This is a genomic window from Leptospira sarikeiensis (assembly GCF_004769615.1).
Classification (GTDB): Bacteria; Spirochaetota; Leptospiria; order Leptospirales; family Leptospiraceae; genus Leptospira_B; species Leptospira_B sarikeiensis.
Window position 1 is genome coordinate 557,334 of the sequence record NZ_RQGF01000028.1, and the last position, 25,139, is coordinate 582,472.

23 protein-coding genes are annotated in these 25,139 nt (G+C 39.4%); 6 read left to right on the forward strand and 17 right to left on the reverse strand.

All coding sequences use genetic code 11. The annotated features are described in order from the left end of the window. The first annotated feature begins 66 nt into the window (after positions 1–66). The 5 genes from EHQ64_RS13855 (at position 67) to EHQ64_RS13875 (ending at position 7,073) form a co-directional block, all read left to right on the forward strand. Positions 67–771, forward strand: coding sequence for a response regulator (locus EHQ64_RS13855; protein ID WP_135650161.1), 705 nt, complete (start codon positions 67–69; stop codon positions 769–771). Continuing rightward, entirely contained in the window at positions 761–2,152 is a 1,392-nt protein-coding gene (locus EHQ64_RS13860) for a HAMP domain-containing sensor histidine kinase (protein WP_135650163.1), read from the forward strand. The genes EHQ64_RS13855 and EHQ64_RS13860 overlap by 11 nt, the downstream gene beginning before the upstream one ends. Before the next feature lie 132 nt (positions 2,153–2,284). Then, complete coding sequence (gene argJ, locus EHQ64_RS13865; protein WP_135650165.1) at positions 2,285–3,436, forward strand: bifunctional glutamate N-acetyltransferase/amino-acid acetyltransferase ArgJ; 1,152 nt, start codon at positions 2,285–2,287, stop codon at positions 3,434–3,436. A gap of 80 nt (positions 3,437–3,516) precedes the next feature. After that, positions 3,517–4,716, forward strand: coding sequence for a hypothetical protein (locus EHQ64_RS13870; protein WP_246048791.1), 1,200 nt, complete (start codon positions 3,517–3,519; stop codon positions 4,714–4,716). Then, positions 4,713–7,073, forward strand: coding sequence for a PP2C family protein-serine/threonine phosphatase (locus EHQ64_RS13875; RefSeq protein WP_135650169.1), 2,361 nt, complete (start codon positions 4,713–4,715; stop codon positions 7,071–7,073). Before EHQ64_RS13870 ends, EHQ64_RS13875 begins: the two co-directional genes overlap by 4 nt. Before the next feature lie 535 nt (positions 7,074–7,608). Here EHQ64_RS13875 and EHQ64_RS13880 read toward each other — a convergent pair. From EHQ64_RS13880 to EHQ64_RS13955, 16 genes are all read right to left on the reverse strand, one after another. Further along, on the reverse strand, positions 7,609–8,244 hold the full coding sequence (locus tag EHQ64_RS13880; protein ID WP_425460431.1) for a hypothetical protein: 636 nt from the start codon (positions 8,242–8,244) through the stop codon (positions 7,609–7,611). A 52-nt stretch (positions 8,245–8,296) separates the two neighbouring features. Then, complete coding sequence (locus tag EHQ64_RS13885; protein ID WP_135650172.1) at positions 8,297–9,415, reverse strand: suppressor of fused domain protein; 1,119 nt, start codon at positions 9,413–9,415, stop codon at positions 8,297–8,299. Continuing rightward, positions 9,412–9,666, reverse strand: coding sequence for a hypothetical protein (locus tag EHQ64_RS13890; protein ID WP_135650174.1), 255 nt, complete (start codon positions 9,664–9,666; stop codon positions 9,412–9,414). The genes EHQ64_RS13885 and EHQ64_RS13890 overlap by 4 nt, the downstream gene beginning before the upstream one ends. A gap of 348 nt (positions 9,667–10,014) precedes the next feature. Beyond that, positions 10,015–10,260 carry a hypothetical protein gene (locus EHQ64_RS13895; RefSeq protein ID WP_135650176.1) on the reverse strand — a complete coding sequence of 82 codons (246 nt, stop codon included), beginning with the start codon at positions 10,258–10,260 and terminating at the stop codon, positions 10,015–10,017. Between the two features lie 61 nt (positions 10,261–10,321). After that, the gene (locus EHQ64_RS13900) at positions 10,322–10,642 is read right to left on the reverse strand and encodes a hypothetical protein (protein WP_135650178.1); all 321 of its coding nucleotides are present in this window, start codon (positions 10,640–10,642) and stop codon (positions 10,322–10,324) included. A gap of 331 nt (positions 10,643–10,973) precedes the next feature. Then, positions 10,974–12,512 carry a thiolase C-terminal domain-containing protein gene (locus EHQ64_RS13905; protein ID WP_135650180.1) on the reverse strand — a complete coding sequence of 513 codons (1,539 nt, stop codon included), beginning with the start codon at positions 12,510–12,512 and terminating at the stop codon, positions 10,974–10,976. 18 nt (positions 12,513–12,530) lie between these two features. Then, the gene (locus tag EHQ64_RS13910; RefSeq protein WP_135650182.1) at positions 12,531–12,962 is read right to left on the reverse strand and encodes a MaoC family dehydratase; all 432 of its coding nucleotides are present in this window, start codon (positions 12,960–12,962) and stop codon (positions 12,531–12,533) included. 106 nt (positions 12,963–13,068) lie between these two features. Next, entirely contained in the window at positions 13,069–14,685 is a 1,617-nt protein-coding gene (locus EHQ64_RS13915) for an acyl-CoA dehydrogenase family protein (RefSeq protein WP_135650184.1), read from the reverse strand. Positions 14,686–14,705: 20 nt separating this feature from the next. Continuing rightward, positions 14,706–16,598, reverse strand: coding sequence for an AMP-dependent synthetase/ligase (locus EHQ64_RS13920; RefSeq protein ID WP_135650186.1), 1,893 nt, complete (start codon positions 16,596–16,598; stop codon positions 14,706–14,708). A gap of 147 nt (positions 16,599–16,745) precedes the next feature. Continuing rightward, on the reverse strand, positions 16,746–16,937 hold the full coding sequence (locus EHQ64_RS13925) for a cysteine-rich CWC family protein (RefSeq protein WP_135650188.1): 192 nt from the start codon (positions 16,935–16,937) through the stop codon (positions 16,746–16,748). A gap of 103 nt (positions 16,938–17,040) precedes the next feature. Next, positions 17,041–19,014, reverse strand: coding sequence for an NAD-dependent DNA ligase LigA (gene ligA, locus EHQ64_RS13930; RefSeq protein ID WP_135650597.1), 1,974 nt, complete (start codon positions 19,012–19,014; stop codon positions 17,041–17,043). Positions 19,015–19,144: 130 nt separating this feature from the next. Further along, positions 19,145–20,122: a M23 family metallopeptidase gene (locus tag EHQ64_RS13935; protein ID WP_135650190.1), complete on the reverse strand. Its 978-nt coding sequence runs from the start codon at positions 20,120–20,122 to the stop codon at positions 19,145–19,147. A gap of 46 nt (positions 20,123–20,168) precedes the next feature. Next, the gene (locus EHQ64_RS13940; protein ID WP_135650192.1) at positions 20,169–21,539 is read right to left on the reverse strand and encodes a cytochrome P450; all 1,371 of its coding nucleotides are present in this window, start codon (positions 21,537–21,539) and stop codon (positions 20,169–20,171) included. Between the two features lie 121 nt (positions 21,540–21,660). Further along, on the reverse strand, positions 21,661–22,038 hold the full coding sequence (locus EHQ64_RS13945; RefSeq protein WP_135650194.1) for a hypothetical protein: 378 nt from the start codon (positions 22,036–22,038) through the stop codon (positions 21,661–21,663). Positions 22,039–22,050: 12 nt separating this feature from the next. Then, on the reverse strand, positions 22,051–22,563 hold the full coding sequence (locus tag EHQ64_RS13950) for an RNA polymerase sigma factor (protein ID WP_135650196.1): 513 nt from the start codon (positions 22,561–22,563) through the stop codon (positions 22,051–22,053). Between the two features lie 10 nt (positions 22,564–22,573). After that, positions 22,574–23,134, reverse strand: a complete 561-nt coding sequence (locus tag EHQ64_RS13955; RefSeq protein WP_210410869.1) for a Spy/CpxP family protein refolding chaperone — start codon at positions 23,132–23,134, stop codon at positions 22,574–22,576. A gap of 220 nt (positions 23,135–23,354) precedes the next feature. Here EHQ64_RS13955 and EHQ64_RS13960 point away from each other — a divergent pair, with 220 nt between their 5' ends. Beyond that, on the forward strand, positions 23,355–24,047 hold the full coding sequence (locus EHQ64_RS13960) for a SanA/YdcF family protein (protein WP_135650200.1): 693 nt from the start codon (positions 23,355–23,357) through the stop codon (positions 24,045–24,047). Here the strand turns inward: EHQ64_RS13960 and EHQ64_RS13965 are convergent. Further along, positions 24,044–24,988, reverse strand: coding sequence for a GDP-mannose 4,6-dehydratase (locus tag EHQ64_RS13965; RefSeq protein ID WP_135650202.1), 945 nt, complete (start codon positions 24,986–24,988; stop codon positions 24,044–24,046). The genes EHQ64_RS13960 and EHQ64_RS13965 overlap by 4 nt on opposite strands. Positions 24,989–25,139 lie beyond the last annotated feature (151 nt).

Genomic DNA, 25,139 nt, shown 5'->3' on the forward strand with positions numbered 1-25,139 from the left:
TCCTCCTCCCCGACGACTAACGATAAAAATCTACCGAGGCGTAGGAGAAAGAGCTTCAGCGAATTTATGAAAAATGCTTCCGGCAGCCCAGGCCAAAAAATCCTCGTTGTAGATGATGAAGAGGATATCGCAGAACTTATCAAATTTCATTTAGAAGAGAACGGTTACCAGGTAGACACTTGCCAGAACGGCTTGGAAGTTCTTCCTAGGATCGAAAAGAACATACCCGACCTGGTGGTCTTAGACCTAATGCTTCCAGGGATCGGAGGTATGGATCTCTGCAAACGAATTAAAGAGAAATATTCCCTACCGATCATTATGGTCACAGCTAAGTCCGGAGAGACGGATGCAGTTTTAGGACTCGAATTAGGCGCTGATGATTATGTCAGAAAGCCGTTCTCTACTCGCGAACTAATTGCAAGAGTTCGTTCGGTCTTAAGAAGATCGGGAGAAGGAGAAGACGAGCAGGACCAAGAAGGAAATATCACTGTCGGTAAAATTTTCCTGAACCCAAAAGCTCATAAAGTTTTCATTAATAACGAAGAGATCGATCTTACCTTGATCGAATATAAGATCCTCTACTTATTCATGACCAATACCGGTGTAGCTTTTACCAGAGATAAACTTTTAGATAAAGTTTGGGGAAAGGATATTTACGTGACGGATAGAGCTGTCGATGTTAATATTAAAAGACTCCGAGATAAACTAGGGGAAGAGAAGGAAAGGTTGGAAACCATCCGCGGGATCGGTTACAGATTTAATGAGGCGTAGCTTATTTTCTAAACTACTCTTAAGTAACTGGCTTCTACTCGTTTTCCTCATGGCAGTCGCGGGGATTGTCCTCTTTCTTGAGGACTTCATCAACCCCGAACTAAAGATTCTACTTTTCTCCGCGTACATCCTTCTTGCGATGTTCGGGACTTTTTACATGTCCTTCTCCATCGCAAAAAGTGTTACCCAAACCTTAAACCAAATTGAAATGAAAACCGGCGAGATCAACGCCGGGGATTTCGGTTCTGAATTAAGTCTTCCTGAGATCCAAGAATTGGCGGATCTCGCAGTTTCCATCAACTTGATGTCCGGACGTTTAAAACATCAGTTCGTGGATCTTACGATCGAAAAAGAGAAGTTCGACTCTGTATTACAAAACTTGAAAGAAGGAGTTTTCTCAGTCGATCTAGAAGGCTCTATTGTATTTCAAAACAAAAGTATTCCCGCATCCTTAATCGAACCTAATTCAGGCTCAAGAAAAGTAGAAGATGCAGTAAAAGACCCAAGACTCTTGGACTTCATTCGTAAAAATCTTTCCGGCAAGGGAGAACCTAAAACCGAGCTGGATCTAAGCCAAAATTTTTACGCGATCAAAATGTATCCTCTTAGAACAAACGGAAATCTTCTCATGTTTATCGGGGTGATCCGAAACATTACCGAAGAAAAACAATCCTATCTGATCAGAGAACAATTCGTACAGAACGCTTCTCACGAATTAAAAACCCCGATCACTTCCATCAAAGGTTATACTGAAACCTTACTCGGTCGTTTAAAACTTTTAGAAGAAAGTCACGAGAAAAGATTTTTAGACGCTATCTCCAGAAATACGGATCGAATGGTAAGGATCGTAGAAGATATGCTTACGATCACTCGGATCGAAAATCAAAGTGCAATCGCTCAACCTGAAGAGTTTACTCTAAAGTCTTTAGTAGAGAACCTTTCTTTTACTGTAGACGGGGTCATTTCTCCTAAAGGCCAAAAGTTAGTAGTAGATATGCCCGCTTCTCTCACCATAGCAGCGGATTGGGTTCTATTGGAACATATGCTTCTGAACTTGATCTCGAATGCTTCTTCTTATTCTCCCGATGATAAAACGATCACATTAAAAATTATCAAGGTCGAGCCTGACTCGGTTAATTTTCAGGTGATTGACCAAGGGATCGGAATTAAGGACGAAGATAAGGAAAGAATTTTCGAAAGATTCTTCCGTGTAGATAAGAACCGCTCCAGAAAAGAAGGCGGAACCGGACTTGGACTTTCTATCGTAAAACATATTGTACGTCTACATCATGGCTCGGTCAAAGTGTTTGACAATCCGGAAGGCGGGACTATCTTCTCGGTCACTCTTCCTTTAGTGTATTCTGAAATTTCCGAATTTTGAAATCCGAGCTTTTGCTCGGAATAGACTTTCCTAAAAAGCCCCTAAACCGAATATAGAGAATCTATATAAAAACCGACGCTGTTTTGATGGGAAACTTGTCGGATGATCCCTCTAAGGGATCGAGGTTAGAAAATGGATTATCCTAAGGGTTTTTTTTCGTTCGGAACGAATATAGGCATAAAAGATAAAACAAAAGATTTCGGAGTCATCTTTTCCGAAATTCCGTGCAAAGCCGCGGCCGTTTTTACAAAAAATAATTTTCCAGGCGCTCCAGTAATCGTTGGAAAAGAACATGTGAAGGACGGAGTTCTACAAGCTGTAGTTATCAATTCCAAAAACTCAAATGTTGCGACAGGAGAGAAAGGTATTGAAAACTCCAGACTCATCTGTTCGGAAATTGCTAAATCTTTAGGAATTTCAACAACCTCAGTACTTCCATCTTCCACAGGAGTGATCGGAGTTCCTCTACCGATGCAAGTCATACTTCCTGCATGTGCTCAAGCAAAATCGAATTTAAAACCTGGTAACTTAGAAGAAGTAGCGGAAGCGATCATGACGACTGACACTCGCAAAAAAGTTTCCGTTAGAAAGATCAAATCTTCCAAAGGAGACGCTGTCATATTCGGAATGGCGAAAGGTGCGGGCATGATCGAGCCGAATATGGCGACCATGCTTTCTTATATTCTTACGGATGCGGAGATCGAAGGGGAACTTTATCCCATTCTGAAAGATTGCGCAGACTTAAGTTATAATTGTATTACGATCGATTCTGACACTTCTACTTCCGATACTGTTGTGCTCTTAGGGAACGGCCTCGCAGGAAAAGTGGATCCGAATGAATTCAAATCCGCGTTACTCGAAATCTGCATAGATCTTGCAAAAGAGATCGCAAGAGACGGAGAAGGCGCATCTAAATTGATCGAAGTGCGGATCAAAAAATCCAAAGACGAGTCTCAAGCAAGAAAGATCGGAAAATCAATACTCAATTCTCCGTTGATCAAAACGGCTATATACGGCGGAGATCCGAACTGGGGTAGATTAGTAATGGCAGTCGGTAAAGTTTTTGATGAGCCTATCCCTTTTGAATCTTTGGAAATTTATTTCGGAGGTTTACCTGTCAAAGGAGCAGATCCGGAAACTCTCAAAAAATTATCCGAATATTTAAAAAAGAATTCCGAGATCTTCGTCGATGTGGTATTGAATACCGGAAACAAAGAGATGGTATTTTGGGGATGCGACTTAACCGAAGGTTACGTAAAAGAAAACGCATACTATACAACCTAAATTTTTAGACCGATCTTAATCCCCGAAACGTGAAAACCTTATTTTCCGATCTGAGACTGATCTCCTCGCTGATTACCTTAATGGTACGATTACTTTCCGTATTCGTAGTTTTAGGCCTGTATGAATTGAGCATCTATCTTCTTCCGAAAGAAATCGAATTCGTAAGCGAGATAGCAGTACTAACCTGTCTTGTATTCGGTGTGTTTGGGATCCTGCCTATCCAAGAGAAAGTATCCGGTTTTTTAAAAGCTTCTTTTGTTTCGGAATACTTAAGCGACGATCCTGGATCTTCAAGACTTGCTCATCGTAGATTCGATTCAGAAGGATTGATCAAAAATGTTTTTCCCGAACTCGTAAGGCTTACAAATAGCAATTTCGGAAAATTAGCAGTTCTAAAAAACGATTTGGTCCATTATGAACTTTATACATACGCTCACAAAAAACAAAGAAAAGTGCATACCTTAGAAGGTATCGACCCTAGAGCCGCATTACTTACTTATATTCTGAACAAAAGATCCGGAGCAATGATAGGTGAACCGGATCAAAATAAGATCATTAACGAAGACTTCGTAAGTTTAAGAGCGAATTTCATTCTACCATTCGTATTTAGAGAGAAACTTTTCGGATTTTTAGCAGTTTCTAATATTCCAAAGGATAATGTAAGGCATGAGCTCAGCTTCTTAGCGGGAAAATGCGCTCTTGCAGTTCATAATCAGATCCTATCTTCTCAAATTGCAGAAAATAAAAAATATAGAAAAGAATTGGAGAATGCGGGTAAGATCCGGAAATTTTTAGAATCTCCTGAACCTCCGATGGTCGGGGATATTAAGATCGATTTATTGTCCAGAGAGCCGGGCGAACTTCTGGAATTTTTCCAAACTCCTAACGGAGATTTCTATTTTATATTTCTACGTTTAAGCGTAACCAACGCAGTCTCCGTATTAGCGCTTTGTTATATTTTAGGAACTCTTTATGCATCCAGATTAAATGGAGAATTAAAGAACCTTTTACATATCAAGTCGTTGGTAGAAGATAACTTAAAGGAAATTTCATGGACGGAAAGATATGATCTCTCCGTTGGAATGGTAGAGAAGGAAACCGGTAAGATCTCCCTTCGTTTTGTGGGAAAAAATTTCAAAATGTTCGATGCCTCCAACCCGGAAAGGAATCTTGCTTCTATCGGTTGGGAAAACATTGAAACTCTTGGAAAAGACCCTTTATTCCTAACCTGGAACGATCGAAACATCATTTCTTTTCAACATTTAGGGATTACTCCGTGAGAAATATTCTAATCGTATTTCTTTCAGTGATTCTCTTCAGTTTAATCCTGTTTTCGGGATTACTAAATTCATATTCTAAAGAAGCAAGACTCCCTTTTTACTTTTATCCGAATGGAAAGATCGCAGTCTCCAACGGAGCGCATTCGGATCTGTTAGGAATGAGAATTGATCTAATCGAATATGAGATTGTTCGAAAACTCGGAACAGATTACGGATTATCAGGTCATCCTTTTCATTTTTTCGCAAAAGAAGGTAGTGCAGTTAAAACTCTTTCTTTGGTAATGAGGTCCTCTTTCGAAGTTTTGAAGGACTTCCTACCGGATATATTCCTATCCTTACTTTATTTTCTAGTCGCTATTTGGTTTTTCTTTTATACTAGGGATCTTTATATTTTTCTATTATTCGGATCCTTATCCTCATTATTCCTATTTAATTTTTTTCTATTGGCATTCCATGATTTCCTTTTTCCGTTCTTCTTCTTTTTATACTTCACTGGATTTTTGATCTTAGATGTTTCCTTCCGCTTAAGAGGAAAAGAGATCCCTTCTAGATGGTTTGCTCCTCAAGTTATATTCTCCTTAGTTGCGGGATTTGTAGGAGTTTCTCAGAAAGGAAATCCGGATCTATTTCAGTTCTTATCCGTAAATGGAATGTACTTCAATGTTCTAGCTTCCGGACTTTGTATTTTACAATTAGTATTTCATACTTTCAGGAATAGGGGAAATTATCAGGAAGTTTTCAAAAAGCTGAGCATAGTCTTAGCATTTTTCTTAATTACAATAGTTCCTTATCTAATCGCTGAATTAGGGCCTACAAAAGGTTTTTTTATGATCCGCCCTTATCTGATGGTTGCGCTGATCTTATTTCCGGTATTAATCGTATTCGGGACTTATACATATTCTCTCGTTCCTGTTCAGATCGCGTTTAGTTCTTCCTTAACTTCTATTTATTCCATTTTGATCTTAACATTCGGCTATCTTTTCGGTTTAGAATTTTTCGTTCGTTGGAATCCGGGATTTTTAGGGAAACATCAGAGAGAATGGAATTTATTCTACGTAGTCGTATCCGCATACTTTCTTGGATCATTAAACAATAAATTGTATAAGTGGATAGATTATTGGAGCTTTAAGAATAATCCGAAACTTCATACCGCATTAGAAGAATTGTCTGTGATGATCGGAGCCCCGATCTCCATGAGAGCCACGATCAATAGTCTGATCCGCAAATTAGTAGATGCATTAGAGGTAAAAAAACTTCAAATCCTGATCCCTGCGGATAAATTTCCTAGAACTGACCTAAGAAATATTAATTTCGTCAGAATCCCTTACGGTTCCGAGATATGGACCTATTTCGAGGATCATACCGAAGTCACCGTTACTTCTCACCTTGCATATGGATTAGGGATAAGAGAATCCGTGTTTAAGTTCTTAAATCAGATGGAAGTTCAACTAGCGTATCCTTTATTCAATTTTGAAAAGGGAAAAGAAGTAATCGCGGTCTTTTTAGTCGGAGAAAAGATCAATCGTAAGAATTTTACTCTAGGTGAATTAAGATTTTTAAAAGAATGTACTCGTTTAGCTTCATTACTAATCCGGAATTATGCTCTCTTAGTAGATGAAGTGGAGAAAAAAAGGATCGTTCGAGATCTAAATATGGCTTCAGTCCTTGATAAAACCCTTCATTTACCCGAATTAGAGACTATAAAGTCGGTAGATTTAGGTTATTTCACACTTCCTGCTGTAGGAATCTCAGGAGATTACTTAGATATTCTTAAACTTTCACCTAAGAAGCAGTTATTATTCTTAGGAGATGTTTCAGGGCATGGACTCGGGTCAGGTTATCTTGTTTCTGCAGTAAGAGGAATTATTCGCCGTCAATTGGGCAATTCTCCTTCTCTTCCTGATATTTTTAGAGCAATCAACTTGTTCCTCATCGAAAGATATAGAGGAAGTGAGTTCATGACTTCGGTTGCTGGAATATATAACGCTAGCGATGGAGCATTTTCATTCGTAAATGCGGGCCATACTCCTCCGATTTGTATTCGAAAAGGTGGAAAAATAGAAGTTAGAAGCGAAACTCAAAGAGTTTTAGGTGTATTACCTACTGATTATAGATTGTTAACGATCCATTTGAATCCCGGAGATAAATTAGTTTTATTCACGGACGGTGTGACAGAAACCTTCGATGATCAGGAAGAAATCTTCGGAGAAGAGAATCTTTTAAGAATATTATCCTCAAATCATGATAAAGATGCTCAATCACTAGCAGATCTAATTAAAAAAACGCTAGAAGAGTTCCGAAATTATAAAGAACCTAGCGATGATATCTCTTTTGTTTGTCTAGAAGTCGCCGAGTAAGTATCAACTTATCTGAAATCAACTTATTAAAATTTTTTTCCTAAAATTAATTAAAATACTTTACAATGAAAAGTAAATTGCTTAATTATGTCACTATCCAAGAGCTTTCTTGATCTCTCATATTATATGAAGAGCATTAAAGTTCTAATACATGGAGGACGTCAATGGTTGCAAAAAAGAAAGCAGTCAAGAAAGCAGCTAAGAAAAAAGTAGCAAAGAAAAAAGCTGCTAAGAAGAAAGTTGCGAAAAAGAAATAAGTAACTTTAACAACATCTCTTCTATACTTGTTTATAGAAGAAATGAAGCTTAAAACCCGCTTCTCTGAGGCGGGTTTTTTCTTTTATAGCCCTTCTAGGCTAAGATTTTTCTAATTTTTCCTTCCATCTGTTGTAAAAATACAACAGTTTCCCTTTTAAATACGAGTTTTACGTAATGGATGTCTAGAAAAAACGATCTCACTTCGAGTGAAGAACGTTTATTACCTCAAAAATACGTAATTTACTGAGCTTTAATGGAGAAAATCTTGTGAGAAGGATCAGAGTTTAAGATATTTCATAACATCTTTCATCTCATCTCTGAAATCCGGCAGGGTATTTCCGTAATTTTTCACCAGAGTAGCCTCTCCTTCTTCCGAAATTTCGAATAATCTATATTCTTTTTCAGTCTTTGGAGAGTTTTCTAGTTTGAAAAACTTACTAGCACGCTTGCTGAAACGATTGTACGCTGTGAATTTATGATAATAGAAGCCTTCTTTCTTTGCATTCACAGGATAAGGAAGATAATATTCCGCACCTAAAACCAAAACATTCGGTGTAACCACTGCCATTCTTGTCCAAGTAGCAAGGTTTAAGGGATAATTCTCTTCTATATAAGCCTTTTTATGGTTTTTTTCCCAAACAGAAAGGATCTTCTTCCTACTTTCATCTGCTTGTTTGTATCTTTCTAGACCGTTCAAACAGATTTCCATTAAGGAAAGAAGCTGAAGAGACTCCGAATTAGAGCCTTGTAACTCCTTCTGGACTAATTTTTTCGCGGAAATATAGTCTTGAGAGTAGATATTCTCCCAAATTTTATCGATCGAAGCGCTTTTTTCCTGTCCTTGAGCATTCAGAAGAGGAAAAGCAGTGATCATTAGAAGAAATAATACAAGAAAGATGACTTTATTATTCATACGTTCCATATTATTTATTATCTGAGATATCATCTTCTGAAAATGATCTAGATTAAACTGCAGATTGTCTTTCCGGATTGTGGATCCATTTAGATTGAGATGAATCTAATAGAGAGAAGAATGTATCCGCTCCTTCCGCTTCTATAAAGACCCTTTCTTCCTCTGCAATTGGAATTAATGCCAAAAATTTGATCGGATTCTGTCTTTCAGATTTTAGATCGTTTAATTCCGGAAATCCTTCTTCTTTTCCGATCTCACGGATCGCAAGAGAACTAAAAGTAAGATATAAAGCTTCCGGATCCCTTCTGTTCATGGAAATTGTATGCCCATGTCCGAACCATTTGCCCATGGTCCAAGGATAACGAATAATCTCTCCGATTTGGTGGGGAACCCAACTTTCGGATCTATCTTCGTCGGAAACTTTTACAGCGCAGATCAATTCAACTCTAGAATAATTTTCGTAATCCTTACGATACAGCTCTACTGAAGGAAGATTTTGTGCGCTCATTCCAATCGTGGAGTAAATATAAACTCCAGGCATTTCTTTCGGAGCAAACTTTACGATCCCTAGTTGAGGGTATTTTCCACCGTCTGCAGACCAATATTGCACATGTTTACCGAAGACATATTCTAGATAAGAAAGTCTGGATTCTTGTATATTCTTCCAAATTCCTTTCGTGGATCTATATTCCCAAAAATTTCTGTCCTGGCTGATCCGATCAGGGATCACACCGTATTCGGTATTTCCTAATGGATACGCGGTAATTGCATCTATTTTCGCATACTTGGAGTATCCGTGAAAACCTTTCACACCTGACCAAGGAGGAAGATACGCGATCAATTCTTCTTTATAGAATAAAGAGACTCCGTTTCCTTCTTCCGACCAAATAAAATGTATTTCTTTAGGATCAAACTCAGGTTGTCCTTTTGGATCGGTTACTTCTTCTTCAGTTAAGAATGGTGCGAGGCCTGATCTTAGATCCAAATCCGTTCTAGATTTTGGAGCATCAATTCGATTGCATACCCAAACGGATTTGATCGCAAACTCCAGACTTTCTTCTGCCTGTAAGTAGAGATAAACGGATCGTCCGTCGTCTTCTAAATACGCGGTTAAGGATCCGTAAGGATTGGCTTCTTGGTATAAAATTTTAGGTTCAGCAGTTTGATTCATTTAATCGGAATGTCCACGATCCTGGAATTAAATTCATCCAGTCGATCCTGGATATTCTTCTCCATATCCTTTTCAAAAAGAATATCCGGAAAATAGGCGCTGGCATTCAAAAGCCCGGTCAACTCCACCTGATTCCATCTTTGGTAAGTCCTTAGACTATCCCAAACAAGAATAGGAATACGTTCCCCTTCCTTTTTGCATTTTACGAAGGTATCTACCGCTTTTATAGGTGTGAGTAATTTGTTCTTCATAGAAGTTGAAATCCGCCCAAGGCCATTATCCCTGGTATCCGGAAGGATTCAAGCCGGTTCCAACTTTATTGAGGGGAGAAAACAAAGGCCGGGGCATCCTTTCGCCCGGCGCTTGGACCGTAGATTAACGGTGAAGGAAGTTACGTAAAGGTTCTACAAAAACCTTTTCTCGAGTTTTTCTTTCCTTATATTGTTCGAAAAGAATCAAGAAAAGGGCCGTTGCTAAAAACATCGTTTCCATATAATTTTCGACGGACATAAACAGGGAATCCCACCTTGTTTACGGGATGTTTTTGGAAAAAAATTTCCTAAATTTAGGTAGGAAATCCCAAACTGCTGGAGAGCTTTTTAGGAAAGGGCCTCTTTTGCGGCCTGTTTTACCTGTTTAATTAGTTTTGATCTAAGTCTGTCAGGGATCTTGGTAGAGATTTCAAGGGTTTGAACGAATATTTCAGCGGCCAAATCCACCATTTCACTCATTTTAACGTCGTTATCCCTAGGAATATGAGTATTCTTTGCCCTAGGAGAGGTTGATTTTGCTCTTTTTGCGGCCTTCTTTTTAGGCGCAGGCTTCTTCTTCTTTTTTTGGACCATTGTACTTAAAAAGCTTAGGGTCCGTATCTTACTTTCTCCCGATTCCTATTCTACTCGTATTTTATTCTTTTTCTAAAAAAATTCCCAACACCCTATAACTATCCAAACGATCCAAATACAGATTCTTAGGATCGGATCTATCTGAAACCGGCCTCTGGGTAGAAATTAAAACTTCGTCCCCTCTGCCCCATTTTCCTTCCGTTTCAGAGACATAGAAAAATTTAGAGTATTTTCTTAGGTCCAAACACTCTTCCACTATTTCCCAATGAGCAGACAGGGAAGGGTTTTCTTCCGTATGTTTTGAATCCGGCACCAAAATTCTTTCCTTTCCAAGGAAAGTCCTGACTTCTCCGGTCCGAATGTTCTCCGCAGTGATAAACAAGAATATCGTCTCCTATCCAATGAAAAAATCTTGGAAACGTTTCTCGCATTTTCTTTTCAGTTTTCCGGTTTTATCCGGAGTTAGGCAATCTCAAGTATTAGACTGGTTTTTCGCCCTACTTGTTTTAGAACCACCAGCCCCAAAGGCATTTTCATTTTCCAAGATAAAAATCTGACGGAAGAGAAATGAAACGTACTTCAAATTTGGAAATTTTTTTCCAAAGCTAACTGAAAAGTTTTCGGACCTAAAATAATTCTAATCAATTTATTTTTGATTTTTAGATCCGAATATTAGAAAAATTCTATTTAGTTTTGCAAGACGAACGATCGATTTATAAAAGGATCGCCTTCCATCTTCTCCCTTCTTTTTCTATTTTCACCTGAGTTCTGTCGTATTGCAATTCGTCCCCGGTTTTGCGGATTGTCCCATCTTTCTCGTGAACATTTGCGATCACGAAACGATTCTCTCCTAATTTCACGAGAGCTAAAGAATACGGAGGTTTCCAGGAAAATCCAGGATTCATATTCACGGTTGTAGAAGACCAAATGGTTCCGACCTCTCCAACATCCGCTCCAGGACGATTCAAAGTTAAAGGAGAAAGTTCCGGAGGTCTGGATTTTCTATTCGTGGGAGCCTCTGTAGTAAATAATGCGACAGAGTTAATACTATCTATTCCTCCATTCCCTCCCAAGAGTGATACTTTCGGAGAATAAGCCTGCACCTTACCGACTTGATCCGCTTGAGCATAGATACCATATTGAACTGCAAGATCTACAAGTCCTGTCGCCGCAGAAATGGACATAGCAGCTTGATAATTTAAGATACCGCCCATCTGATTGATCGGGATCTGTTTTCCATTAGAAAGTTTTAATGTGGAAGATTTGAGTGAATTTACCACATCTTTCTTATCTAATTTAAAATACTGGGAAGATTGTTGGATCACCATTCCGGTAAAACAGTCATAAATCCAAGCGTAATCTACTTCTTCTCTTTGAAAACCGGACTGAGCAAAAAGTTTTTCAGCAGCATTTTTAGAAGGAGAAGCAAAGCCACCTTTTAAAATAAAGTATTCGCTATGAGCCGCGTGTGAAGCTCCAGCAAGATAGATCGGATTCAAATCTTTTCGGATGAGACCTTTCGCCTTCCAACTATTCGCCTTCTCTTCTGAAATTAGAAGAGTAGCAAAACCATGATCCGTTACGATCGCGATCATAGGAGTCGGATACGGATCCGAGATAGGGCGAGACATTTGTTTTTCAGTGATTTCCTGATTATAATAAACGGATCTAGGATTTGTGATCGCGTTTGATCTGAATTTTTTCGTGATCTCTGTCAGGTCTTGGAGACTAATCCCTTCTTCGAACATCATCCTTTTCATCAGAAGTCCGTACATAGCGATTAGAGTTGCTCCGTTATCCAACTCATATTCAGGATGACAAACTGTTTCGTTTACCATCTTTAGATCGGATACTTGTCTAAATGCAGATTTAGGAACATCAGCTGCAGCGACTAACACGACTGCATCCGGATTATCTACTAAAATTGTTCTAGCTTGTCCGATCGCTCCGGTAACACTTGCTCCACCGAGATCGATTACATGGGCTTTCATTCCAGTGTAACCGAGTTCGTTTGCAATCCTTACTGTATGACCGTATCCTTGTTTACCTAAAGAAGCAGCTTCTATACTTACGAAGTCGGTGATCTCGGAAGCAAGAGTTTCATTCTTCATTCCGATAAAATCAAGGAGAGTGCTGATGGATTTTTTGTAGTGATTGAATACTTTGGTGGATCCGTTCCACGATTTGTATTCTTCTTCCGAAAAGTCTTTAGTGGTACTGTCCGCAACACCTAAAAGAACTGGAAAACTCATGTATAACTCCTGAAAATTTTAAGCTTCGGTAGAAGGAGGTAGTACTTTACATTCTCCCTTTCCGATCGTTTCTTTTTTTTGATTGGTCCATTCTATGTTCATCGCAACCGCTTTGAGTCTTTGGATCTTTTCCTTAACGGTTACGGTACAAGTAATCGTGTCACCCGGATATACCGGTTTACGAAATTTAGTCAAAGTTTCCAAAGCAACAGTTCCTAAACCTGGAAGTTTCATCCCAAGCACTGGAGCAAGTAAAGAAGCCGCAAGTCCGCCGTGAGCGATCCTAGTCCCGAATACAGTGGTTTTTGCGTATTCTTCATCCACATGCAATGGGTTGAAGTCACCACTAATTCCTGCGAATATATATATATCCGTTTCTGTGATAGTTTTAGTAAAACTCGCCTTATCCCCGATCTGGATCTCGTCGTAAGTTTTTCCTCTTTCGTACATTATGATTTCCTTATTTTTCTATAATGGATTTTGCCTTTCCGAAGAAGTGTCGGAAAGGTTGTAAAGGTTCGGCCTTTCCTTTATAAAAAAAGAAAGGCCGATCTTTTTAAGCGAGTTGAGCTCCAAGAACTCCGTTTTTCAGAAATTCAACACAATCACTCACTTCTTTTTCAACAGAAGGAAGTTCCGAGAACAATTTCATTAGGTTCTTAGTCTTCTCTGCATCCAATTCTTTTAAGAAATGAACACTTTTGAAAAATCTACATCCTGCATAGAAAGTTAGGATCTTTAGATCTCTGAGCCTATCTTCGGATTTATACTCTGCAGTTGAATTTGCAGCGTCCCAGAATCCAAGTTGAACTGTAGAAACGAATACTGCAAGGTCCGCGAAACCGAACTCTAAGGATTGTTTTTTCTTTCTGTCTGCATGTTCTCCAGCTGCACGTAGCAATTCTTTTGCCGCAGTGAGAACTTTTTCTTCCGGTGTGTTCGCTAGGATTTTTTCAGCCTTGTTTCGAATCTCTTCCGGTTGGGATTGTTGTAGGACATCCATCAACTTATCAAAACCTTTATAAGTAGAAGAGATGATACTTTTTTGAACTTCGGTAGTTCCACCACCGATCGTTCCAAGTCTCACGTCCCTGTATTGACGACTTACATGACATTCTCTCATGTAACCCATTCCACCGTGGATTTGAACTGCATCACTTGCTACTTCTTCAGCCGTTTCAGTTACAAAAACTTTTAATGCAGAACTTTCAAATGGAAGGCTAGCAGTCGGATCTTGGTCTTTTTTGTTTGCTACAAAATAGATCAATCTTCTGGAAGCACAAAGATACGCCCAGTTACGCGCGATTTTTTCCTGAACTCCGAAGAAAGATAAGATCGGTTTTCCGAATTGATGACGTTTCCAAGCGTAGTCTAATGAAAGTTCTAACCCGAATTCCATTCCACCTGGAACTGCGGCTACTAAAACTGTTCGTTCCCATTCAAGTGTTCCTTTACCGATCCTTACGAACCCTGAGTTTAATGGTCCTAAAAGATTTTCATCCGGCACAAACATATCTTGGAAAGATAACTCTGCAGTCATGGAAGTGTTATGGCCTAATTTCTTCAGTACCTTACTCACATGAAAACCTTTCATATGAGATTCTACTATAAATGCAGAAACTCCCATCGGTCCTCTGGACTTAGTAGTTCTTGCCATTACTATGAATACCTGGCCGTTAGGACCGTTCGTAATATAAAGTTTGCTTCCGTTTAATATGAAGCCACCATCTACTTTCGTAGCAAATGTATTCATCGCGGCGGCGTCGGATCCTGAATCTGGCTCAGTTAATGCGAGCCCAGCAATCCATTCGCCAGAAGCAAGTTTAGGTAGATATTTTTTCTTTTGAGCTTCGGTCCCTTGGAATAAGATAGGAAGAGTGCCGATGATCATATGCGCTCCCCATGATAAACCGAATCCACCATCTAATGAACCTGCGTTAAACGCCTCTTGAGCGATACAACATTGTAGGCAAGTTCCTCCTTGGCCTCCAAATTCTTCCGGAACGGGGATGCCTAGTAGGCCCATATTCCCCATTTCTTTCCAAATATCATCTCCCCAAACACTATGTTCGTCCCTGTCCTCAACGGAAGGTAACACTTTCTCTTTCGCGAAGTCTTTTACTGTTTCGTAAAACTCCAGGTCAGAAGAAGTTAAATAAGGATTTAAAAACATCGATCTCTCCCGATTCCGATTTAATTTTTTGTAAGCTCGGAAACTTCTTTTTTAAAACTTTCTAATATCTCGTTTCTTTTTATCTTTAATGTGCGGGTCATTTCCTTATCAGGATCGAAAGGTCTTGGGATCACATAAAAAGCATTCTGAGGAATTACCTCGAAGGATTTAAATCCGTTCTTGCGGGAAATCCTTTCTGAAACTTCTTTTTTAAAGATCTCTCTCACTTTTGGATGAGAATTCCAGACATTTGCATCTTCCGGAAGATCCGGAAACTCTGCTTTTAATCTTTCGAAATCCGGAACGATCAGAACAACCAAATGTTTTGCTTCATGACCAGTTACCATAACTTGATTCACATACGGAGAATTTAAAAGCTGGTCTTCGATTGGGACCGGCTCCACATTTTCTCCTCCGGCAAGCACTATAGTATCTTTCGCTCTTCCTGCAAACACCAATTCGTTCCTATAATTAAAACGCATGATGTCCCCGGTATCGAAGAACCCATTTTTATCAAAGACTACATCGTTTAGTTCCGGGCGTTTATAATATCCCATTAGAACTTGTTTCGATTTTACCCAAAGGCTTCCCTTTCCTCCGGCAGGCACAATCTTACCATGCTCATCTTTTAAGATACATTCATATCCTTGGATTGGAGTTCCTACAGTTCCAGGAGAAGGTTGTTTCGGTTTACGAATAGAAAGTACTGCGGAAGTTTCAGTCATTCCATAACCTTCTAAAACGATTAAACCGATCGAAGATAAGAACTTATCCACCACGGAAGGAAGTGCACTCCCCGCAGAAACGGAAACTCTAAGTTTTCCACCCAAAGCTTTATGGATCGGTTTAAACACGACCATAGCCAATAATTTCAAAGGGGAAAGTAGAATTAGGAATGTTAGAGCTAGTAATTTGGAGAATATTCCAACAATAAAATTCGGCTTTTCGATCCGGAAATCATATCCGAACAAAACTCCTTTTTGTACTGCCCATAAATTCCCTATTTTCAAACAGAAATTGAAAATCCCTCTTTTGAATGCGGACTCTTTAGATACCTTATTTATAATTCCGTTAAATAAAGATTCCCAGATCCTAGGTACTGAAGGGAATAATGTAGGTTGGAATTCCTTCAGATCTTCTTTTAAATTATTAATATTTGAAACTAGGAATCCTGCTCCTAATTCTAAGATACAATATTCGATCGCTCTTTCAAAAGCATGCCATGGAGGAAGAAGGCTTACTCCTGAATCTGCAGAAGTTAACTGAACAAAACCGATCACTTTTTCCACCGCAGAGATCCAACCAGTCTGATTTAGCATTACTCCTTTCGGAGCACCTGTAGTTCCTGAAGTATAGATCAGGGTAGCAAGTTCGTCCGGAGATTTTTCCTTCATTCTTTGTTTAACTGAATCAGGATTTTTAGATAGATACTCTTTTCCCTTTTCGATCAAACTTAAGATCGTATCTTGGCCCGGCTTGAGATCGCCTATATCATCTTCGATCACAAAAACTTTTTTCAATGTTGGGAGTTTCGATCCCAAATTGACTAATCTTTGTTTATCTTTCTCTTTTTGAACGATTGCATATTTACTTTCAGAATGGTTTACTATGTATAGAATATCTTCATCTACCACATCAGTCCCGCGAGGAACGGAAACCGCTCCGGAAGTTACGATCGCGATATCAGCAATGATCCAGTTCTGACTTGAATCACAAAGATATAATATTTTATCGTCTTTCTGAATTCCTTCTGCGATCAATCCGGCGATCAATGCATCTGTTAAAGACTTGATCTCGGAAAATGTTCTTCCTTTAATTCCGTCTTTAGTCCTACGAGAAAAACTTTCCTTGTTTGGAAACCTCGTAGCGGTCTTATCCAACATGTCGTAAAAATACTTTTGATCCGTTTCCAAAAACTTCCCCCGAGAATACTTATAAAATTAGGATTTTTCCCTTCCGGACGGAAAGACTACTTTGAAGGACCTATGCTTCAATCGATTTTTATTTGGATCTAAAAAAGGTAAATATGATGAACTATCGTTCATCAATTATAACGAATGTTATTCTTCTATATGATTAACTACGTTCGTTTCGAAAGTTGTTAAACAATCTTTGCATAAACAATCGGTGTACATCTCTCTTATATTGTTTAATGCAATTGAGTCCAACTTTATTTCAAAACACCAACATGAGCCTTCATCAACTCCGCATCCGAAAATTTTTGAACATCGTGTACATTTCTTCTGGGTCATATGTATTACTCGTAGAGAGAAACTTTCAAATCTTTCATAAAACTATACACGAAGTCTAAAATTCAAATAGGCTTATGAAAAGATCGAAGTAGATCCGGAATATTCAAATGGAGATTTTGTTTTTAGTTAGAATTTTTAGAAACTCTTCCTCAGAAACAACTTGGACCCCTAACTCTTGAGCCTTATCCAATTTAGATCCAGCTCCTGGGCCCGCTAAAAGATGAGTTGTTTTAGATGAGATAGAGCCTACTTTTTTCCCACCGTAATAAACAACTAAGTCCATTGCTTTATCTCTAGGTTGGAAGTTTTCGAAAGACCCGGAGACACACCAAGTCTGTCCTGCAAAAGGTTGTTTGTCCGATTTTTGGATCGGATCCGCTTTCATTTTTAATCCAGCTTTTTGAAGGCGATTGATCAGAGATAAGATCCTTTTGTCCGTAAAACTTTCTTGGATCGCTTCGATTGTAGAAGGGCCTATACCCGGAATTTCCAAAACCGTTTCCAATTGTTTCGGACTTTTAGCGGCAGAAATAATGGATTCGATAGAATCATAACCGTGTTCCGTAAGTAGTTCCGCTACTTTCGGACCGATCTCTCTCAAACCTAAAGAAGAAAGAACAAAACGAAAATCTTTTTTCTTAGATCCTTCGATCCCATTTAGAATGATCGAGACACTTTTCTCTCCGTATCCTTCTTCTTCCATTAGCTTATCTTTTTTATCTTTGAGAGAATAAAGATCCGCTATATCTTTAATGTATTTCTGATCGTATAAAAATTCTACCTGCTTCTCTCCCAAACCTTCTATATCCATTTGTTTGCGAGAACAATAGAATATGATCCCGTTCTTCACTCGATCCGGGCATTCAGGGTTGGGGCAGAAATAATCCACAGAGTCCGCTTTCTTTTCTGTTTTGGTATTACAACAAGGACAACGAAGTGGTATCTTAAAGACTTCTTTTCCTGGAGTTACAACTTCTTCTACAGCGGGAATGATCTCTCCACGTTTTGAGATCCGAACGATCGCGCCTATGCCAACGCCTAACTCGTCTATATAATCCTGATTGTGTAAAGTCGCGAATGTTACCGTTGTTCCGGCTAAACTGATCGGCTCTATCTCCGCTCTTGGAGTGATTTTGCCTGTTCTTCCAACCGCATAATCGATCCCTACGATCTTACTCTCTTTCATTAGAGCATCGAATTTATAAGCTCTTGCCCAACGAGGAGAATGAGATGTATAACCTAAAGATTCTCTCTTTGCCAGGTCGTTCAGTTTAATTACGAGCCCGTCTGTAGGAAATCCAACCTTCTCTTTTTTCTTTTTGAAATCTTTGATCGCCGCGGGAATATCTTTACCCTTGATCAGTTTAGTGTCAGGAGGAAGAGGGAATTTCAGATCTTCTGCCTTCTTCATTACTTCTTGGTGAGTCTTGAATTTTGCTTTGGATCCGGGAAAGAATGCATCGTAAGTAAAAATACGGAGAGGGCGTTTCGCAACATCCGAAGAATTTTTCTGCTTTAAAGAGCCGGAGGATAAGTTTCGAGGATTCGCATATCTACCTTCGGAAGCCTCGTTAAAGTCATCGAAGTCGGAGAAGGTCATATATACTTCTCCTCTTAGATATATGGATACTGGTTCGCTCAAACGTAATGGTATAGAACGGATCGTTCTGACATTTTCAGTAACATCATCCCCAACCCCTCCAGTACCCCGAGTTACACCATTCGCAAGAATTCCGTTTTCATAATATAGCATCAGAGATGCTCCGTCTATTTTCCATTCTACGGAATACAGACCTTCGGCATCCGTCTTTTGGACCCATTCCATTAACTCTTCTTCGTTATATGTGTTTTCCAAAGAAAGAACAGGGAGTTTATGTGTGAATTTTTCGAAATCCTTATCTAAGTCGGAACCTACGGTTAAGGTAGGGCTCGCAGGATCCGCGAGATTTGGAAATGCAGCTTCAAAAGCTTGGAGTCTTTTGAACATCTGATCGAAATCGTAATCGGTTATTTTAGGAGTATTTTTAACGTAATATAAATATTGATGATGCCGAAGTTGCTCTTCCAAAGACCTCATTTCCTTTTCGGCCTTTTTAGGATCCTTTGGCAAATCTATCTGAGTGGATTTAGACGTTTCTGTCTTCTCCGCCTTTTTAGAGGAGGTTTTTTTAGCTGGTGCTTTTTTAGGCATAGTGAATTAAATAAAGTTAATATTGACCGAAACCCACTTTCATATAATCCATAGGATCGGTTCGATTAGACTCTCCAATCCATACTTCATAATGTAAGTGAGGCCCGGTAACGTTTCCGGTCGCGCCTACGGTCGCTATCCTTTGCCCTTTGTGGACATATTCTCCTTCTCTAACTTTTAAAGAAGTACAGTGACCGTATAAACTATAATATCCGTTTGCGTGTGCGAGAACGATATGATTTCCATATCCTCTGTTAGAGTAAATTGCACGATAAACTCTTCCATCCCCGGTTGCGGCTATATCCGTACCTGGAACATTCGCTAAATCCACACCGTCGTGAAATTCCATATATCCGAAAGTAGGAGACCTTCTCATTCCATAATAAGAAGTCAAATTATAAGATAATAATGGTTCTCCAAATGGAAGAGAATTCATGATCCCGTATCTTGTGTCCAAAAAGTTAAACACTGAATCCACAAGGGCCTTATTCTTTTCCATGGAAACTTTTACAGCACGATAACCGTAAATTTCCGAAAGATAGGATCTACCAAGCATTAGATCCTTATCTACTGCTTCTTCTACCTTTAATTCGGTTGCAGCTAAGTCTTCCGAATCGGATTCATCCGGAAGTTTAAGTAATTCATCCGATTCTCCATCGATGAGAGAATGGACTTCTTGTAAATTTTCGTTCAAACTAGCGAAATCGTCTCGGATATCTCCTAACTTTTCGCTGTATTCAATGTATTCGTCGAAGTATTTTCCGTAAACGGATGCGAGTGCGTTGATTTGGATCCTGGTATTATTGTATCGAACGATCCCGAGCACCGCGATCCCAACGATCGCAAAGAGTAATCCTACTAAGAAGAAGATAGTAAAGATAGAAATTTGGAAATGGAAGGACTTATCGAAACCGTGAGGGATTAAAAGAACCGTTAGCCTTTGATGGCCCTTTTCTTTTACCTGGTCGATGCGTTTTTTAATCATCTTTTCCACGGTCAAAATCCCCCTGGTAGGAGGATTCCGGCCGGGAAACTTCGGGTCAAGTGGAAACTATGTTTAGAAGAATTCCATACTTCGGTCTTAATGTGACTAAAGGTTCCATAACTACAGGATGGTTCGGATCCACCTCAAATTTATAGTTTTTCACAAGCATTGCAAGGATCAAAGTCGCTTCCGTTAATGCGAAAATATTACCAATACAAATTCTTGGCCCACCACCGAAAGGTAGGTATGCATATTTAGGTCTATCCGCAGATCTTTCTTCGTCAAAACGATCCGGATCAAACTTGTCAGGATTTTCCCAGAATTCAGGATTTCTATGCATATTAAAAATGCAGATAGAGATATTAGTTCCCTTCTCTACATCGAATCCACCTACATTATCCGGGCCCATTGCAGTTCTTTCGATCACCCAAGCAGGAGGATACATGCGCAAAATTTCATCCAACACTTTGCGAGTGTAAGCAAGCTTTTGAACATCTTCGAGAGTTGGAGTTTTATCCGTTAAGACACGATTTGCTTCTTCTCTAACTTTTTGGCAGATATCAGGATGTTTAGATAAAAGATAAAGTCCCCAAGAAAGTGCATTTGCAGTCGTTTCATGTCCGGCAAGAAGAAGAGTGATTGCCTCGTCCCTGACTTGGATCTCACTCATTGTTTCGCCAGTTTCTTCGTCACGAACTTCCAAAAGCATTGAGATCAAATCGTTAGAAGGATTTTTTTTCCGTTCTGCGATCAGTTCGTCCACAACAGAATGCATATCTTTTAAGGCGCGTTTTAATCTAAGATTATCAGGGGTAGGCCAACTGAATGGAAATGGGAAAATTTTAGTGATACGTTTAGTGACAAGCTCGAGAGCAACCGTTAAGGAAGATTCAATTCTAGCAGCATAACTTTCTACATCAGTACGAAAAAGTGTTTTACCAACGATCTCAAACGTTAGTCGCATCATCTCTTTGGAAATATCTAGCTTAGAAGTATTCTTCCAATTATTGGACATCTTTGTAGTTTCGTGGGCCATGATCTCCACGAACTCTGAAATTCTTTGTTTATGAAAAGAAGGTTGGATGAGTTTTCTCTGTTTCTTCCAAAACTCTCCTTCACTATTTAGAAGCCCCTTCCCCAAGATCCTACCTAGTTCTTTATAAAAAACTCCCTTATGGTAGTTTTGATTGTTCTCCTGCAGAACTCTTCTTATATCTTCCGGTTGTGAGATCAGATGAAAAGTCACCGTCTTCAAACCGAAACGAACGGACTTTCCGAATTTGGAATGCATTAGTTGGAAGAATCCGATTGGGTCCTTCGCTAATTTAGAAACATACGGAAGAGCTTTTAAGCCGAATACTCCCGGAGGTAGATTGAGTTTATTTTTTTTTGAGCCACTCGAGGCCGGTTCGTGCAAGGAAAACAAAATTGTACTCCTAGTCCAAAATTAGGACATTATTGGATTAGTTCACCCAACCAATCCTTGCCGCAATTCTATGTAACAACCGCTATATTAGCAAGTCGAGTTTCTGTTTATTGTAAAAATCCTATCTGCGTTCAAAGGAAGCTTCTATCAACGCATCCGTATCCATCAAAGAAGAAGGTATCGAAGCAGGAGAAGTTTCCTCCTGATTTAGATCAGGAGTTTGCATACTAGTCTCTGCATCCTCGAAAGTTCCTTCGATCTGTTCTTCTATCAAAACCTGCCAGTCGCCGGATTCGGATTCTCCCTCCGGCTGCAGATATAAAGAAGATATACTAAGACCTACGATAACTAGACCGCTAAAGGAAAAGATAAAAAATCTCCTAAAACTGGAAAGCCTACGTCTTTGGATGATCTTAGCAGAAATACTATCACTCCATTCCGCACTTTCCAATCGGCGAAAAATTTCTTGGTCTAACTTTTCTCTATCTCTATCTTTCATTTACGATATTCTCTAGGTCTCTTGAAAAAATAGTTTCTTCAGCATTTGTTTTCCTCGGAAAGAACGTGATTTAACCGTTCCTTCCGGGATTCCCAACTTCTCCGCAATCTGTTGCTCTTTGTATCCTTCGGATACTAAAGCCAATACGGATTTATACTTCCAAGGAAGATTGGAGATCAGATCTTTGATCTCTATGTCCATTCCAGAATCTGAATACTCTTCTCTTGGGTTCAGGATAGAATCTTGGGTAGCCTTCTCTTTTAGCTTCATCGCCAAATTTGCTTGGCGCATACGTTTTTGGTTCATACGAAGAGATTCGTTTCTTGCGATCGTATATAACCAAGTGCTATGAGAAGAATCTCCTCTGAATTTATTTGCAGCTAAACTTTTGTATGCACGGATATATGTTTCCTGCACAACATCGTCGATAGAGTCGTAAAACTCTTCGTATAAATTCTTTTTAATCGCGGAAAGCACGATATGTTTCGTGGTATCAATTAGTCCGGCAAACTCTTTCTGGTCCATTTTAGTTTCCTTATCTCAGGATGCCCGGTATAGGCAAAATTATTCTCTCGGGAACAAACAGATTCAAGGGGAACCCTGGAGCTTCCCTATGCTCCTCGGGTAGGGTTACGATTTCCTTTTCCTTCCCCTTACTTTTTTGCTCTGAGGTTAAGACCCTTTCGATCGCGAGCCGATGCGCGATTTGGTTCATCCGGATTTCGGATGTATACTTTGCAATCGCGTTAACTAGAAGTCGGACCTTCACTAAGTCCGGATTTTCTTCCATCAAGACTAGTTCAAGTTCGACTTGTTTCGGAGATAATCTACGAAGCCATCTTTCATGCTCGTTTTTAAATCTCCGGTTCAGCTCAGCGATACGTTCGAGTTGGGTATCTGTAAGAATATAGCGATTTTTTAAGGATTCTAGGTCACCGAAAACGACGCCTGCAGCCCTTTCGTTTCGATAAATAGAAACGGTGTGGATGGCTCTTGCGGTATAAAAATTTGTACGTGGCTCTTCTGAGAAAAGATACGCCGGCGTAAAGAATACACCGGCCAGAGCAACTCTGACGAATGAATTCAGGAGATTCATGAGTCTTACTCGGTTCATAACCTAGCGTATCCTAAGACCCCAGAGTACGGCCCATGTTTCCAAATATCGACCTAAATTTTATAATTGGGAAAAAAACGGAATTCTCTCGGTAAGAGAACATAATTTGCTTCTTATACCGAAATCTCTAGGAAAAGTCCTTTCCGACCAGATTGCATAGACGTATTCTCCCCAAGGGGATAGGAACTTCGGGCTAAAAAATATGGAAAAGGAAACAAATCCCAAAAGAAAATGGAGACTTGCGGTTTTACTTTTTTTGGCAATTTGTATCGGGATCCCTGCATCCATCGATCTTTCCATCGAATGGGATTACGAAAATAGAAGTGTCCACGCGGGAAATTATAGATCCTTAAAACCGGCCACTGTCGCGATCGTTCCTGGAGCTTCGGTTTATAAAGGAATTCCTTCTCCGGTTTTGCAAGACCGATTGGATTGTGCGATCGAACTTTATAAACAAGGGAAGGTGCGTAAAATACTTCTCTCGGGTGATAATGGCACAAGTTATTATAACGAAGTAAAACCGATGTTACTTTACGTTCTAGAAAGAGAAGTGAATGAAAAAGATGTTTTTGTAGATCATGCGGGCTTCAGGACTTTGGATACTTTGGTAAGAGCGAAGGAAATTTTCCAAGTTAAAGACGCAATTTTTGTAAGCCAAAAATTTCATCAACCAAGGGCGGCCTTTATTTCTAAGAAGATCGGATTGGATCTTCAATCATATGAGTCCGACAGAAGACTTTATATCAGCGGCCCCGCAAGTAGATTCAGGGAATTTTTTGCAAGAACACTCGCTTGGATCGATATGAATCTGACGAACACAGCTCCAAAATTTTTAGGGAATCCTTTTCCGATAGAAGGAAGCGGAGTAAAAACCTGGAAAGGTTCAGTAATTTAAATAGAATATTCTGTTTTTCGAATATGTTCGAAAATTTCCCGAACGGCTTCTTTGACTGTGATCCCTGGGATCCATCCTAAACTTTTCAATTTGGAATTATCTCCCAAGGACCTTTTCATTTCTGACGGTCTTAATCTGGACTGATCTTGTTTGGAAACCAATTTTGAATCCGCAAATTCAAGGATCCATTCTAAAACCTGAGAAATAGAAGTCTCCCTTCCGGAAGAAATATTATAAATTTCTCCTGGAGTTCCTTTTTTGCTAAGAAGAAGATATGCTTTGACCACGTCTGTCACATGCAAAAAGTCCCTAGTCGGAGTCAGATCTCCCACTAAAATTTCAGAGGAAGTATTTTTAGAAATACTCTCTAAGACCTGTTTGCAGAAATTCGGAACTACAAAATTCGGATTCTGACCAACCCCGATATGATTGAACGGTCTTGTTACTATCGTTTCTATATTCTTATATGAATGAGAATATTGAAGACAATAGGTTTCGGCAGCTAATTTGGAAGAAGCATACGGATTTACCGGGCTTGGAAGTAACGTTTCCGAAACAGGAAGTTGTTCTTCTTTTATGTTCCCATAAACTTCGGAAGAGGACACATATATAATCTTAATTTTTTTTTCGGATCTTCTGAAACATTCCAGAATATTCAAGGTCCCGGCAACATTGATCAGTAAAGTTTCTTCAGGATTTTCAATAGCCCTAGGAACGAATGTCTGACCGGCTAAATGAAAGATTACGTCCGGGCTATAAGAATCAAAAACTTTTAAAAGAGATCCTATATCTCGGATATCTGCGACTTGATATGGATAGGAAAAAATCGCATTTTTAGGGTTCATCCCTATTCCAAGTAATTCAGCCCCCTCTTCTTTAATAAGCTCTTGGACCAAATAAGATCCTACAAAACCTTCTGCCCCGGTAACCAAGTATTTCATGAATATAGTTCGAATCTGTCCTAAAATCGGTCGTTTACAAGTCGTATAACAAAGGTCTCGATTTCAGGAATGGATCGGATCGGGCGTATTATTAAATAGAATGCCCTTCCTAACGGAAATCGAAGTAAAAATACGATTGTTTTGTCGAATA

What these genes read in the sequence shown, in the direction of transcription:
- EHQ64_RS13895 (WP_135650176.1), bottom strand. Translation starts at nt 10,260, where the DNA reads ATGGTCCAAAAAAAGAAGAAGAAGCCTGCGCCTAAAAAGAAGGCCGCA.
- EHQ64_RS13870 (WP_246048791.1), top strand. Translation starts at nt 3,517, where the DNA reads ATGGTACGATTACTTTCCGTATTCGTAGTTTTAGGCCTGTATGAATTG.
- EHQ64_RS13915 (WP_135650184.1), bottom strand. Translation starts at nt 14,685, where the DNA reads ATGTTTTTAAATCCTTATTTAACTTCTTCTGACCTGGAGTTTTACGAA.
- EHQ64_RS13890 (WP_135650174.1), bottom strand. Translation starts at nt 9,666, where the DNA reads ATGAAGAACAAATTACTCACACCTATAAAAGCGGTAGATACCTTCGTA.
- EHQ64_RS13925 (WP_135650188.1), bottom strand. Translation starts at nt 16,937, where the DNA reads ATGACCCAGAAGAAATGTACACGATGTTCAAAAATTTTCGGATGCGGA.
- argJ (WP_135650165.1), top strand. Translation starts at nt 2,285, where the DNA reads ATGGATTATCCTAAGGGTTTTTTTTCGTTCGGAACGAATATAGGCATA.
- EHQ64_RS13965 (WP_135650202.1), bottom strand. Translation starts at nt 24,988, where the DNA reads ATGAAATACTTGGTTACCGGGGCAGAAGGTTTTGTAGGATCTTATTTG.
- EHQ64_RS13885 (WP_135650172.1), bottom strand. Translation starts at nt 9,415, where the DNA reads ATGAATCAAACTGCTGAACCTAAAATTTTATACCAAGAAGCCAATCCT.
- EHQ64_RS13960 (WP_135650200.1), top strand. Translation starts at nt 23,355, where the DNA reads ATGGAAAAGGAAACAAATCCCAAAAGAAAATGGAGACTTGCGGTTTTA.
- EHQ64_RS13905 (WP_135650180.1), bottom strand. Translation starts at nt 12,512, where the DNA reads ATGAGTTTTCCAGTTCTTTTAGGTGTTGCGGACAGTACCACTAAAGAC.
- EHQ64_RS13880 (WP_425460431.1), bottom strand. Translation starts at nt 8,244, where the DNA reads ATGAATAATAAAGTCATCTTTCTTGTATTATTTCTTCTAATGATCACT.
- EHQ64_RS13955 (WP_210410869.1), bottom strand. Translation starts at nt 23,134, where the DNA reads ATGAATCTCCTGAATTCATTCGTCAGAGTTGCTCTGGCCGGTGTATTC.
- EHQ64_RS13945 (WP_135650194.1), bottom strand. Translation starts at nt 22,038, where the DNA reads ATGAAAGATAGAGATAGAGAAAAGTTAGACCAAGAAATTTTTCGCCGA.
- ligA (WP_135650597.1), bottom strand. Translation starts at nt 19,014, where the DNA reads ATGAGGTCTTTGGAAGAGCAACTTCGGCATCATCAATATTTATATTAC.
- EHQ64_RS13950 (WP_135650196.1), bottom strand. Translation starts at nt 22,563, where the DNA reads ATGGACCAGAAAGAGTTTGCCGGACTAATTGATACCACGAAACATATC.
- EHQ64_RS13910 (WP_135650182.1), bottom strand. Translation starts at nt 12,962, where the DNA reads ATGTACGAAAGAGGAAAAACTTACGACGAGATCCAGATCGGGGATAAG.
- EHQ64_RS13855 (WP_135650161.1), top strand. Translation starts at nt 67, where the DNA reads ATGAAAAATGCTTCCGGCAGCCCAGGCCAAAAAATCCTCGTTGTAGAT.
- EHQ64_RS13860 (WP_135650163.1), top strand. Translation starts at nt 761, where the DNA reads ATGAGGCGTAGCTTATTTTCTAAACTACTCTTAAGTAACTGGCTTCTA.